10 protein-coding genes and 1 rRNA gene are annotated in these 12,425 nt (G+C 74.6%); 5 read left to right on the top strand and 6 right to left on the bottom strand.

All coding sequences use genetic code 11. The annotated features are described in order from the left end of the window. Positions 1–10: 10 nt before the first annotated feature. From AMK13_RS30605 to mtrA, 3 genes are read right to left on the bottom strand one after another with little or no spacing between them, the layout of a single operon-like run. Positions 11–1,903 (bottom strand): LpqB family beta-propeller domain-containing protein, encoded by a 1,893-nt coding sequence (locus tag AMK13_RS30605; protein WP_143204674.1) that lies wholly within the window; start codon positions 1,901–1,903, stop codon positions 11–13. Further along, positions 1,878–3,983, bottom strand: coding sequence for an MtrAB system histidine kinase MtrB (gene mtrB / locus AMK13_RS30600; protein ID WP_074005004.1), 2,106 nt, complete (start codon positions 3,981–3,983; stop codon positions 1,878–1,880). Before mtrB ends, AMK13_RS30605 begins: the two co-directional genes overlap by 26 nt. Before the next feature lies 1 nt (position 3,984). Beyond that, positions 3,985–4,662, bottom strand: coding sequence for an MtrAB system response regulator MtrA (mtrA, locus tag AMK13_RS30595; protein WP_030247322.1), 678 nt, complete (start codon positions 4,660–4,662; stop codon positions 3,985–3,987). Between the two features lie 297 nt (positions 4,663–4,959). On the opposite strand from mtrA, the gene AMK13_RS30590 reads away from it, so the two are divergent. From AMK13_RS30590 to AMK13_RS30570, 5 genes are all read left to right on the top strand, one after another. Continuing rightward, positions 4,960–6,135 carry a hypothetical protein gene (locus AMK13_RS30590; RefSeq protein WP_074005003.1) on the top strand — a complete coding sequence of 392 codons (1,176 nt, stop codon included), beginning with the start codon at positions 4,960–4,962 and terminating at the stop codon, positions 6,133–6,135. Positions 6,136–6,140: 5 nt separating this feature from the next. Beyond that, the gene (locus tag AMK13_RS30585; protein WP_074005002.1) at positions 6,141–6,827 is read left to right on the top strand and encodes a DUF4129 domain-containing protein; all 687 of its coding nucleotides are present in this window, start codon (positions 6,141–6,143) and stop codon (positions 6,825–6,827) included. Next, a complete protein-coding gene (locus tag AMK13_RS30580; protein ID WP_241853100.1) occupies positions 6,824–8,065 on the top strand; it encodes a DUF4350 domain-containing protein in 1,242 nt (413 codons plus the stop codon). Before AMK13_RS30585 ends, AMK13_RS30580 begins: the two co-directional genes overlap by 4 nt. Further along, positions 8,062–9,072, top strand: coding sequence for an AAA family ATPase (locus AMK13_RS30575; RefSeq protein ID WP_049659237.1), 1,011 nt, complete (start codon positions 8,062–8,064; stop codon positions 9,070–9,072). Before AMK13_RS30580 ends, AMK13_RS30575 begins: the two co-directional genes overlap by 4 nt. 79 nt (positions 9,073–9,151) lie before the next feature. Then, a complete protein-coding gene (locus AMK13_RS30570; RefSeq protein WP_074005001.1) occupies positions 9,152–10,462 on the top strand; it encodes a DUF58 domain-containing protein in 1,311 nt (436 codons plus the stop codon). Positions 10,463–10,483: 21 nt separating this feature from the next. Here the strand turns inward: AMK13_RS30570 and AMK13_RS30565 are convergent, their stop codons facing one another. The 3 genes from AMK13_RS30565 to rrf all read right to left on the bottom strand — a co-directional run bounded on the left by AMK13_RS30565 (position 10,484) and on the right by rrf (position 12,374). Further along, positions 10,484–11,641 (bottom strand): RNA polymerase sigma factor, encoded by a 1,158-nt coding sequence (locus AMK13_RS30565; protein WP_074005000.1) that lies wholly within the window; start codon positions 11,639–11,641, stop codon positions 10,484–10,486. Positions 11,642–11,649: 8 nt separating this feature from the next. Continuing rightward, a complete protein-coding gene (locus AMK13_RS30560) occupies positions 11,650–12,057 on the bottom strand; it encodes a YciI family protein (protein ID WP_049659240.1) in 408 nt (135 codons plus the stop codon). 200 nt (positions 12,058–12,257) lie between these two features. Next, a 5S ribosomal RNA gene (gene rrf / locus AMK13_RS30555) occupies positions 12,258–12,374 on the bottom strand. Positions 12,375–12,425 lie beyond the last annotated feature (51 nt).

Here is a 12,425-nt window from a genome sequence, read left to right as displayed (position 1 = left end):
GGACGCGGCGTCAGCCCGCGTAGAAGAAGGACCGCGGCTTGTCGATCAGCGAGGTCTCCCGCCACTGGTTGTTGACCAGGCGGAAGGCCTTGATCTCGCTCGGCTTGCCGTCCGTCTGCTTGACCTCGCCCATCGCGAGCACCGGCGGCGTCTGGGTCAGGCTGTCCCCGCGGGACTCCGAGGCCGAGACGGTCAGCATGCTCTCGGCGCTCTGCAGCTGGGTCTCGGTGCTCTGCGAGCCGTCCGTGCTGATGAAGTACAGCTGCTGGGTCCGGTCGGCCTCCTTGCCGAGCACCAGCAGCTGGTCGGTCTCCGCCCAGGACACCGAGGCGACGTCGGTGAGCGTGGGAGCGGCCCGGTGCAGCGCGGTGATCTTCACGGTCGGCGCCTGCGGGGTGCCGTCGTGCACGACCAGGCCGAACCACAGCGAGCGGACGGCCGAGCCCGGGGTCCTGGCCACCACGGCGACCCGGACGCCGTCCGAGGAGATCTTCAGCGCCTGCACGGTCTGGCCGGTCAGCCCCTCGACCGGCACGGTGTACGACTTGGCGCCGCGCACCATCACCACCCGCGGGGCCTGCTTGTTGCGGTCCACCACCCAGAGGTCGCCGCGGCCGTCCCAGGTGGGCGAGGCGAAGCCGTCCTCCTTGTCGCCGCCCTTGGCCGGCGAGGTGAGCACCGGCTCGCCCATGGCCACCGCGCTGTCCGACAGCGGCACCGACCAGACCTGGTGGCCGTCCTCGCTGATCGCGGCGGCCTGGGAGCCGGTGCGGCTGACCGCGAAGGCGCCGAGCGGCGGCTTGGTGTTCGACTGCGGCTTGCCGAGGACCCCGCGGACCGGATCGCCGGGGCGCACCTCGTCGGTCGCCACCAGGGCTCCGTCGGCACGCTGGTAGTACTGCGTCGCCGTCGTCGACCCGGCCAGGGCACCGGGGCCGGTGGACGGCGAGTCACCGCGGGCGGCCGTGCAGGAGCCGTGCGGCCCCTTCAGCTCCAGCCGCGTGATCTGGCCCTTGCCCTGGTCGGCGACGGTGTAGAAGAGCTGGGTCGCCATCCGCCGGCAGGCCATCGGCTCGCCGGTGTCCGCCTTGCCGAGCTGCACGTGGGCGACCCGGTTGTCGTCGATGCTCACCTTGTCGACCGTGGTGCCGGCCGGGAACGCCGTGCGGACCACCGGCGAGAGCCAGACGGAGGGGCCGTCGACGAGCGCCCGGACGGCCGAGGTGAGCGGGTCTATCCGGCGCCGCAGGTAGACCGGGTCGGCGAGCAGCACCTCCTGGCCGGTGCTCCCGGACACCACCGAGGACGGGTCGGGCGCGGTGTAGAAGAACCGCTCGACCTGCCGGAAGCTGTTCCGGAAGTTGGTCTCGTTCATGATCACGCCGGGCGCCAGCCTGTCGATCCGCCACTCGCCGTCCTTCTGCCGGACGAAGGTGAAGTCGGACGAGTCGTTGTTCTGCCCGGCGACCCGCGCGTACGAGTGCCGCTCGTCGACGCCGGCCACCAGCTGCCCGCTCACCTGCAACGACGCCGTGGTGTCCGCGTCGGTGACGTCCTGGCCGACCGGGATGCCGGTGGCGGAGAGCACCTTCGTCCCGGCGTCCGGGTTCCAGGTGGCGGCGGCGCTCTCGGTGAGGTACTTGCGCGCCGTGTCGTACCCCTCGTCGGCGGTCACCGCGTCCAGGAACCCGTTCAGCAGCTCGCGCGGCTTGGCGCCCCGGGCGGGCGCCACCGGGAAGACCCGGGCCTGCAGGTCCTTGTCGGCCGAGCCCTGGGAGAGCTCCACCCTGGTGATGCCGCCGGAATCCGGCATGGCCGCGCAGCCGCTCGCCACCAGGGCGCCGAGCAGCCCGCCGACCACCGCGAGGAGCCGCGGCTCAGTCCTGTTGCTCGTCCTTCGCACGCTGCGACCCCTCCGCGTCCGTCGTCCCACCCGTCGCGTCCGGCTCCGCCGTCCGCTGTGCCACCGACGGCCGTCCCGGCGTCGGGTCCACCATCACCTGGGCGCCGGTGGCCCCGTACCCGGCGGCCGTCCACACGCCCGAGGGGTCCGCACGCGGCCCCTCCGGCAGCTTGCGCCGGCCCAGCCCGGGGCCGATGTTCAGCACCCCGCCGAGCCCGCTGCCGAGGCCGCCGCTCACCGTCTCCGGCGTCTCCGCCTGCTCCTCGACGGCGGCCGTCGCCGTCGAGCCGGCCGGGCTGATCGCCCGCCGGTACGGCGTGCCCTGCGCGCCCAGGCCCCGGTTGTTGCGGGAGTCCTCCGGCTCCAGCCGGAACGGCGCCCGGCTGATCTCGCCGCCGCGGGTGCGCGGCAGGGTGAGCCGGAAGTGCGAGCCGCCGCCGGGCTCGCCCCAGGCCTGGAGCCAGCCGCCGTGCAGGTGGGCGTCCTCGACCGCGATGGACAGGCCGAGGCCGGTGCCGCCGGTGGTCCGCACCCGGGACGGGTCGGCCCGCCAGAAGCGGTGGAACACCCGGGACGCCTCGCCCGGCTTGAGGCCGATGCCGTAGTCGCGCACGCCGACCGCGACGGCGCCGTCCGCCGAGCCCAGCCGGACCACCACGTCGCGGCCCTCGCCGTGCTCCAGCGCGTTGACCACCAGGTTGCGCAGGATGCGCTCGATCCGGCGGGAGTCCACCTCGGCCAGCACCGGCTCGCCGTCGCCGCGGATCACCACGGCGCTGCCCTTGGCCTCGGCGAGCGGTTCGGCGGCCTCCACCACCCGGGCGACGATCTCGCGCAGGTCGACCGGCTCGGCGTCCAGGATCGCGGCGCCGGCGTCGAAGCGGCTGATCTCCAGCAGGTCGGCGAGCAGCGACTCGAAGCGGTCCAGCTGGCCCTGCAGCAGCTCCGCCGAGCGGGCCGCCATCGGGTCCAGGTCCTCGCGGCTGTCGTAGATGAGGTCGGCGGCCATCCGGACCGTGGTCAGCGGGGTGCGCAGCTCGTGCGAGACGTCCGAGACGAACCGCCGCTGCACCCGGGACAGCTCCTCCAGCTGGCGGATCTGCGCCTGGAGGGCGTTGGCCATCCGGTTGAAGGACTCCCCGAGCCGGGCGATGTCGTCCGTCCCGGTGACCTTCATCCGCTCTTCCAGGTGCCCGTCGGCGAGCCGCTCGGAGATCCCGGCGGCCATCCGGACCGGGGTGACCACCTGGCGCACCACGACCCAGGCGATGCCGCCCATGAGGATCACCACGAACACCCCGGCGGTCGCCAGGGTGCCGGTGACCAGGTTGAGGGTGTCGGTCTCCTGGCCGAAGGAGAAGACGTAGAACAGCTGGTACGAGGTCTCCGCCGGGCCGCGGAACTGCATGCCGAGGGCCAGCCCGGGCTCGGACGTGACGCTGCTCCCGGGCGAGCGCTGGATCCGGGTCGGCTGGTCGAACATCTGGCCGGGCTCGGCGGCCAGCTTGGCCCGCAGGGTGTCCGGGATGCTGATCGGCTGGATGTCGCCCGAGTAGCGCGGCGCGAAGCCGCCCCCGTCGGGGACGACGGCGCCGGTGCCGGGGGACATCGCGATCACCGAGTAGACGGTCTGCCCGCTCCCGGCCAGGTCGTTGACCTGCCGCAGCAGCCAGGTGCCGATCTCGTCGACGGTCGGGTCGGCGGTGCCCCGCAGCTTCTGGTCCCGGGCCTCGTCGATCTTCTTCTGCTCGACCTGGAAGCCGATCCGGGCCTGCGCGCGGGCGGCGTCCGTCTTGGTTCCGAGCAGGCCGGTGCGCACCTGCGCCACCACGACCACGCCCAGCACCAGGACGACCGCGATGGACGCCAGCAGCGACACCGCGACCACGCGCAGCTGGATCGACCGGCGGTACAGCGCGGCCACCCGGTGCGTGGGACGGCGCAGCTGACGCTTCACCAGCGCGAATACGCCGGAAGGGCCGCGTCGGCGACGGGTGGTCGAACTCAGCACGTCGCCGCGCACGGCCCCCGCCCCGTCGGTCGCGGAACCCGACGGGGTGTCGTCTGCCCGCTCCGTCACGTCAGCTGGGTCCCGCCTTGTAACCGACGCCGCGGACGGTCACCACGATCTCGGGGCGCTCCGGGTCCTTCTCGATCTTGGAACGGAGGCGCTGCACATGGACGTTGACCAGACGGGTGTCCGCCGCGTGGCGGTAGCCCCAGACCTGCTCCAGCAGCACCTCGCGGGTGAACACCTGCCAGGGCTTGCGGGCCAGCGCGACCAGCAGGTCGAACTCCAGCGGGGTCAGCGGGATGCCCCGGCCGTCCCGCTTCACGGAGTGGCCGGCCACGTCGATCACCAGGTCGCCGATGGTCAGCTGCTCGGGCGTCGGCTCCTCGGCGCGGCGCAGCCGGGCGCGAACCCGGGCCACCAGCTCCTTGGGCTTGAACGGCTTGGTGACGTAGTCGTCGGCCCCCGACTCCAGGCCCACCACCACGTCGACCGTGTCGGTCTTCGCGGTCAGCATCACGATCGGGATGCCGGACTCGGCCCGGATCTGCCGGCACACGTCGATGCCGTCCCGGCCGGGCAGCATCAGGTCGAGCAGGACCAGGTCCGGCTTGGTCTCCCGGAAGGCGGCTAGCGCCCTGTCCCCATCCGCGACGAAAAACGGCTCAAAACCCTCACCCCGCAGCACGATACCGAGCATCTCGGCCAGTGCGGAGTCGTCATCAACGACGAGGACGCGTCCCTTCATGCGTCCATCTTCTCATTACCGGATTGTGACCTGCCGCACAGCAGTGCCAATGCTCCAGAACGGCCAACTCCCCCACCGGTGCATTCCGGCCATACCGGGCGAATGCTCCCCCGGAAACGCCTCCGGACCCCCCGCGAACCCGCGCCGGACCACCGCCCGACCCGCCGCGGAGGACCGTTGCCGATCAGCAACCGGATCGCCATGGGGCCGGTTTCCGGCCCCATGGCACGATGGGCGCTGCGCGCGGGCGGAAGATCCGTTCGCAGTCGCGCCCGTGACGCCCTCCGAGGAGCAGTGATGACCGACACCCCGGGCTGGGCCTCGCCCAGCTCGTCCGAGCCGCCCCGCGACGACGCCCGGCCCCCGGCCGACGCGCCCGCCGCCGTGCCCGGGCCGTCGGCACCACCACAGGCCGCCCCCGGCTGGACCGGCCCGGCCGGCGCCCCCGGGAACGGACAGCAGTGGGGCCAGCAGCCTCCCGGCGGCCACCGCCCGTACGGCTGGGGCGCCCCGGCGAGCCCCAAGCCGGGCGTCATCCCGCTGCGCCCGCTGAGCTTCGGCGAACTGCTCGACGGTGCCGTCACCACCGTCCGCCGGCACTGGCGCACCGTGCTCGCGCTCTCGCTCGGCCTCGCCGTGGTCGCCCAGGCCGGCAGCCTCCTGGTCAACCTGCTGGTCAAGGGCAAGACCGGCGAGGCCACCCAGACCCTGCGGATGCTGGCCGGACTGCCGCTCGAACTGCTGCTCAACGTGTTCGCCACCGCGCTGCTCACCATCGTGGTCAGCCGCGCCGTCCTCGGCCGGTCGGCGACCGCCGGGGAGGCCTGGCGCGACGCCCGCCCCCGGCTGCTGCAGCTGCTCGGGCTGACCCTGCTCACCGTCCTGCTCGGCCCCGGCGTGGTCCTGCTCGGCTTCACCCCGCTGATCGGCTACACCCTCGCCGGCCAGGGCTCCGTCGCCATCGCCGGCCTGCTCACCCTGGTCGGCCTGCTGACCGTGCCGGTCGCCGTCTGGCTGTGGATGCGCTTCAGCCTCGCCGCGCCCGCCCTGATGCTGGAGAAGCAGGGCGTGCTGACGGCGCTGTCGCGCTCGCGGCGGCTGGTCCGCGGCGCCTGGTGGCGGGTCTTCGGCATCAACCTGCTGGGCCACGTGCTGGCGCTCGTCGTCGCGATGGTCGTGGTCGTCCCGTTCCAGTTCCTCGGCCTGCTGCTCGGCTTCGAGAGCCTCGACGCCCAGGGCCTGCCCGACACCGCCGACCAGGGCGTGGCCATGCTGCTCCTGCTGGCGGTCGCCGGGATCATCGCCGGCACCTTCACCACCCCCTTCATCGCCGCCGTCGGCGTGCTGGTCTACATCGACCAGCGGATCCGCCGCGAGGCCCTGGACATCGAACTCGCCCGCGCGGCCGGCCTGCCCGAGCAGAGCGGCACCGGCTGGGGCGCGCAGGGCGACCCGGCACCGGCGAGGCGCTGAACCGGATGCCTAACTGGGGGGACAGGCTCCTCGCCGCGGGCGGCGCACCCGTCACCGTGCCGCGTGACCCGGCGCGCGAGGCCGCCCGCGACGAGCTGCTCGACGCGGAGTACCACAAGCACGACCCGTCCGTACTGCAACGCGTCACGGACTGGATCTACGACCACATCGCCAAGGCGCTCGACAGCATCTCCGGCGACGGCACCACCGGCACCACCGGGCTGGTCCTCTTCCTGATCGTCGCGGTGCTGATCGGCGGCGCGGTCTGGTGGCGCCTCGGCGCACCCCGCCGCGCCGCCCGCACCGTCCAGGACGTGTACGGCGCCGAGGGCCCGCGCAGCGCCGACCAGTACCGGACGGACGCCGCCGGGCACGCCGCCGCCGGACGCTGGACCGAAGCCGTCCGCGAACAGATGCGCGCCCTGGTGCGCGGCCTGGAGGAGCGCACCCTGCTCGACAACCGCCCCGGCCGCACCGCCGACGAGGCCGCCGCCGAGGCCGGCCGGGCGCTGCCCGAGCACGCCGCCGCACTGGCCGCGGCCGCCCGGACCTTCGACGACATCGCGTACGGCGAGCGCACCGCCGACCAGAGCGCGTACCGGCTGCTGCACGAGCTCGACCGGACGCTGGAGCGCACCCGCCCGGTCCTCGCACTCCCCGCACCGGCTCCGTCCTCGGGAGGAGCGGCATGACCGGTACCGTCCCCGCCCCCGCACCCGCGGCACCGCCCGTCGCCGAGCCGCCCGCCGCCGCCGCCGCCGCGACCAGCCTCGCCCCGACCACCCGCGGCCTGTGGCGCCGCGCCCGCTGGTACCTGGCCGTCCTCGCCGCCCTGCTGATCGGCGCCGCCGCCGTGTCCGCCCTCGGCCAGGACCGCCGCTACCCACCGCTGGACCCGCGCTCGTACGACCGCGACGGCGCCCACGCCGTCGTCGCCCTGCTCGAACGCCAGGGCCTCAAGGCCGAGTTCACCACCGACCCGGCCACCGCCCCGGCCGGCCCGGACACCCTCGTGCTGCCCGAACCCGACCTGCTCGACCCCGCCCAGCTGCGCGCCGTCGCCGCCGCCCGGCACCGACGCCTGGTACTGGTCGCCCCCGGCCCGGCCGCGCTCACCGCGCTCGCCCCCGGCATCCGGCTGTCCGACGACGCCGGCGGGCTCCCGTACGCCTCCGTCCGCTCCACTCCCCCGGAGTGCGCCCTCACCGAGGCCGTCCGGGCCGGCAGCGCCCAGCAGGGCGGCATGCTCTACACCAGCGGCAGCCGCGGCACCGGCTGCTACCCGCGCGCCCACGGCTACCCGCTGGTCGTCCTCCCGGCCGGCGACGGCGACCGCGACGTCGTCGTGCTCGGCAGCGGCACCTTCCTGCACAACGGCGAACTCGCCAAGGACGGCGACGCCGCCCTCGCCCTCGGCCTGCTCGGCTCGCAGCCCCGCCTCACCTGGCACCTGCCCGACTACTCCGCCCCGCTCCCCGAGGGCGCCCGCACCAAGAGCTTCGGCGACTTCCTGCCGAGCGGCTGGCACTGGGCCGGCTACCAGCTCGCCGTCGCCGCCGTGCTCGCCGCCCTCTGGCGCGGCCGCCGGCTCGGCCCGGTGGTCAGCGAGAACCTGCCCGTGGTGGTCCGCGCCGCCGAGACCACCGAGGGCCGCGCCCGCCTCTACCGGCGCGCCAAGGCCCGCGGCCGCGCCGCCGAGGCCCTGCGCGGCGCCACCGCGCACCGCCTCGCCCCCGCCCTGGGCGTCCCGCTCCAGGCCGGCGCACCCGACCCCGACGCGCTCTGCGTCGCCCTGGCCGACCGGCTGTCCGAACGGCCCGCCGGGGACGTCCGGGCCCTGCTGTACGGCCCGCCCCCGACCGACGACGCCGCACTGCTGCGGCTCGCCGACGACCTCGACGCCCTCGAAAGGCAGGTACGGAACCCGTGACCGACCAGGCAACCGCCCAGCTCCGCCCCGTCCCCGGCACGGCGCCCGCCACCCCCGCCACCGACCCGCGCGCCGCGCTGACCGCCCTGCGCGCCGAGATCGGCAAGGCCGTGGTCGGCCAGGACGCGGCCGTCACCGGCCTGGTCGTCGCCCTGCTCTGCGGCGGCCACGTGCTGCTGGAGGGCGTCCCCGGCGTCGCCAAGACCCTGCTGGTGCGCACCCTGTCCACCGCGCTCAGCCTGGGCACCAAGCGCATCCAGTTCACCCCCGACCTGATGCCCGGCGACGTCACCGGCTCGCTCGTCTACGACGCCCGCACCGCCGAGTTCTCCTTCCAGCCCGGCCCGGTCTTCACCAACCTGCTGCTCGCCGACGAGATCAACCGCACCCCGCCGAAGACCCAGGCCGCCCTGCTGGAGGCCATGGAGGAGCACCAGGTCACGGTGGACGGCGAGGCGCGCCCGCTGCCCGTCCCGTTCCTGGTCGCCGCGACCCAGAACCCGGTCGAGTACGAGGGCACCTACCCGCTGCCCGAGGCCCAGCTGGACCGCTTCCTGCTCAAGCTGGTCCTGCCGCTGCCCGACCGCGACCAGGAGTTCCAGGTGCTCTCCCGGCACGCCGCCGGCTTCGACCCGCGCGACCTCGGCGCGGCCGGCGTCCGCCCGGTCGCCGGCCCCGAGCACGTCGCCGCCGCCCGCGAGCAGATCGCCAAACTGACGGTCTCCCCCGAGGTCCTCGCCTACATCGTCGACCTCTGCCGGGCCACCCGGCAGTCCCCGTCGCTGTCCATCGGCGTCTCCCCGCGCGGCGCCACCGCCCTGCTCGCCGCCTCCCGCGCCTGGGCCTGGCTGGCCGGCCGCGACTACGTCACCCCGGACGACGTCAAGGCGCTCGCCCTGCCCACCCTGCGGCACCGGGTCGCGCTGCGCGCCGAGGCCGAGATGGAGGGCGTCACCGCCGACTCCGTCATCCAGGCCGTCCTCACCCAGACGCCCGCACCCCGCTGACCCCACCCCGCCGTACCGCCCCCGTTCCGGCCGCCGGCCCACGGGTTCCGACGCACGGGCTTCCGAAGGAGCGCACCGCATGGCCCTCACCGGGCGAACCGCCCTGCTCGCCGCACTCGGCGCGCTCGTCGTGGGCCTGCTGCTGCCGTCCTGGACCGGGATCGGCCTGGTCACCGGCGCGGTGCTGGTCGCCGTCGCGGTCGACCTGGTGCTCGCCGCCCCGGTCCGCGGCCTGCGGTTCGGGCGGACCGGCGACACCACCGTCCGGCTCGGCGAGCCCGCCACCGTCGAACTGACCGTCACCAACCCGTCCGGCCGGCCGCTCCGCGGCCTGGTCCGCGACGCCTGGGCCCCGTCCGCCTGGCGCCCCGGCACCGCCGAGGCCGCCTCCCGGCACACCCTGGCCCTCCCCGGCGGCGAACGGCGCCGGATCACCACCGTGCTCACCCCCACCCGCCGCGGCGACCACCACGCCCACCGGGTGACGGTCCGCTCGCTCGGCCCGCTCGGCCTGGCCGCCCGCCAGGGCTCGCACCTCGTCCCCTGGACGGTCCGCGCGCTGCCCCCGTTCGCCAGCCGCAAGCACCTGCCCTCCCGGCTCGCCCGGCTGCGCGAACTCGACGGCCGCACCTCCGTCCTGACCCGCGGCCAGGGCACCGAGTTCGACTCCCTGCGCGAGTACCTGCCCGGCGACGACGTCCGCTCCATCGACTGGCGCGCCAGCGCCCGCCGCAACACCGTCGCCGTCCGCACCTGGCGCCCCGAACGCGACCGGCACATCCTCGTCGTCCTCGACACCGGCCGCACCTCGGCCGGCCGGGTCGGCGACGCGCCCCGCCTGGACGCCGCCCTCGACGCCGCGCTGCTGCTCACCGCCCTCGCCACCCGGGCCGGCGACCGGGTCGACCTGCTCGCCCACGACTCCCGCAAGCGCGTCGCGGTGGCCGGCAGCTCGGCCCACGAGGTGCTGCCCGCCTTCACCAACGCGATGGCCGGGCTGGAACCCGCGCTGCACGAGACCGACATGCGCTCACTGGTCGCCACCGCGCTCAAGATGGCGCCGCAGCGCTCGCTGATCGTGCTGCTCACCGGCCTCGACGCGACCCCGGTCGAGGACGGCCTGCGACCGCTGCTGCCGATGCTCACCAAGCGCCACGAGGTCGTCCTCGCCTCGGTCGCCGACCCGCAGCTGGACGCCCTCGCCGCCGGGCGGGGCACCCTGGAGGCCGTCTACGGCGCGGCCGCCGCCGAACAGACCCGGGCCGACCGCCGGGCCACCGCCGAGCACCTCACCCGCCACGGCGTCACCGTCCTGGACGCCCCGCCGACCCGGATCGCCCCGGCCCTCGCCGACACCTACCTGGCGCTGAAGGCCGCCGGCCGGCTCTGAGCCCCGCTCCCCCGGCCGGACTCAGTCCGTCCGACGACCCTTCAGAAGCGTGTTGAGCCGGGCCGCCTGACGGGTCAGATGGTCGCGCTCGGCAAGGTCGGGCGCCCGGTGCGCCGCCTCCGCGTACAACCGGGCCGCCGCCACCAGGTCCCCGTCGCGCTCGTGGAGGTACGCCGCCACCGCCGCGTACCTGGGCAGCGCGTCGTCCAGCTCCGCGAGCGCCGCCAGCCCCGCGCGCGGACCGTCGGCCTCGCCGACCGCCACCGCGCGGTTGAGCCGCACCACCGGACTGGCGGTCAACCGGACGAGCTCGTCGTACCACTCGACGATCTGCACCCAGTCCGTCTCCCCCGCGGTGGGCGCGTCGGCGTGCAGCGCCGCGATGGCCGCCTGGGCCTGGAACTCGCCCAGCCGGTCCCGGGCCAGGGCCCCCTGGAGGATGCCGATGCCCTCGGCGATCAGCCCGGTGTCCCACCGGCCGCGGTCCTGCTCGGCCAGCGGCACCAGCGCGCCGTCGGGCGCGGTCCTGCCCGCCCGCCGGGCGTGGTGCAGCAGCATCAGGGCCAGTAGTCCGGCCACCTCGGGGTGGTCGATCACCGCGGCGAGCTGCCGGGTGAGCCGGATCGCCTCGGCCGCGAGGTCGAGATCGCCGGAGTACCCCTCGTTGAAGACCAGGTAGAGGACCCGGAGCACGGTCGCGACGTCCCCCGGCTGATCGAACCTGACGGCCGAGACGGTGCGCTTGGCCCGGCTGATCCGCTGCGCCATGGTCGCCTCGGGCACCAGGTAGGCCCGGGCGATCTGGCGGGTGGTCAGCCCGCCCACCGCCCGCAGGGTCAGCGCCACCGCCGACGAGGGCGTCAACGACGGGTGGGCGCACAGGAAGTAGAGCTGCAGCGTGTCGTCCACGGCGGCCGCGGGCCCCGGCTCCGGCTCCTGGTCGACCAGGTCCTCCCGGCGCCGGCGGGCGGCCTCCGACCGGGTCGCGTCCAGGAACTTGCGCCAGGCCACGGTGACCAGCCAGCCCTTGGGATCGCGCGGCCGCTCGGCCGGCCAGAGCCGGACCGCCTCGACCAGCGCCTCCTGCACCGCGTCCTCGGCCGCCGCGAAGTCAGCTCCGCGGCGGACGAGGACACCGATGACGCTCGGCGTGAGACTCCTCAGCAGGGCCTCGTCCATCGGGGACGTCACTCCGTGATGGTCGCCGGCATCGCCAGGAACGGACGCAGCTCCAGCCACTCGTGGATCGGCTCGCCCCCGGCCCCGGGCGCGGCCGACAGCTCCCCTGCCAGCTCGACGGCCCGCTCGTAGCTGTCGACGTCGATCACCATCCAGCCGGCGATCAGGTCCTTGGTCTCGGCGAACGGACCGTCGGTGACCGGCGGACGCCCCTCGCCGTCGTACCGGACCCACGTCCCCTCGGGCGCGAGCGCCTGGCCGTCGACGAACTCGCCGGTCTTCTCCAGCCGGTCCGCGAACTCCTGCATGTACCGGATGTGCGCCGTGACCTCCTCCGGCGTCCACTGGTCCATCGGCACGCAGTTGACCGCGCTCGGGGCGCCCCGGTAGTGCTTCAGCAACAGGTACTTGGCCATCGTCTTCTCCTCGGATCCTCGGAGCTGGTGCGACCCATTGTGGCCGCGTCCACTCCGGGGACGGTGCCGGGCACGGGTTCTCGACACGGCCGGCCAAGATTCTTTCCGGCCCGCCCCGTAACCGGCCCACAACGCGAAGAGGCCCTGAAAACGCGAAGAACCCCCATCCGGGACCCGGATGGGGGTTCTTCTGAAGAATTGTTCGGCGGCGTCCTACTCTCCCACAGGGTCCCCCCTGCAGTACCATCGGCGCTGTAAGGCTTAGCTTCCGGGTTCGGAATGTAACCGGGCGTTTCCCTCACGCTATGACCACCGAAACACTATGAAACTGTCAACCGCACACCCGAATTCGGGCGGGTCGTTGTTTC

It is taken from the genome of Streptomyces sp. CB02056, from assembly GCF_001905545.1.
GTDB lineage: Bacteria > Actinomycetota > Actinomycetes > Streptomycetales > Streptomycetaceae > Kitasatospora.
This window is presented reverse-complemented; position numbering and strand designations above follow the sequence as displayed.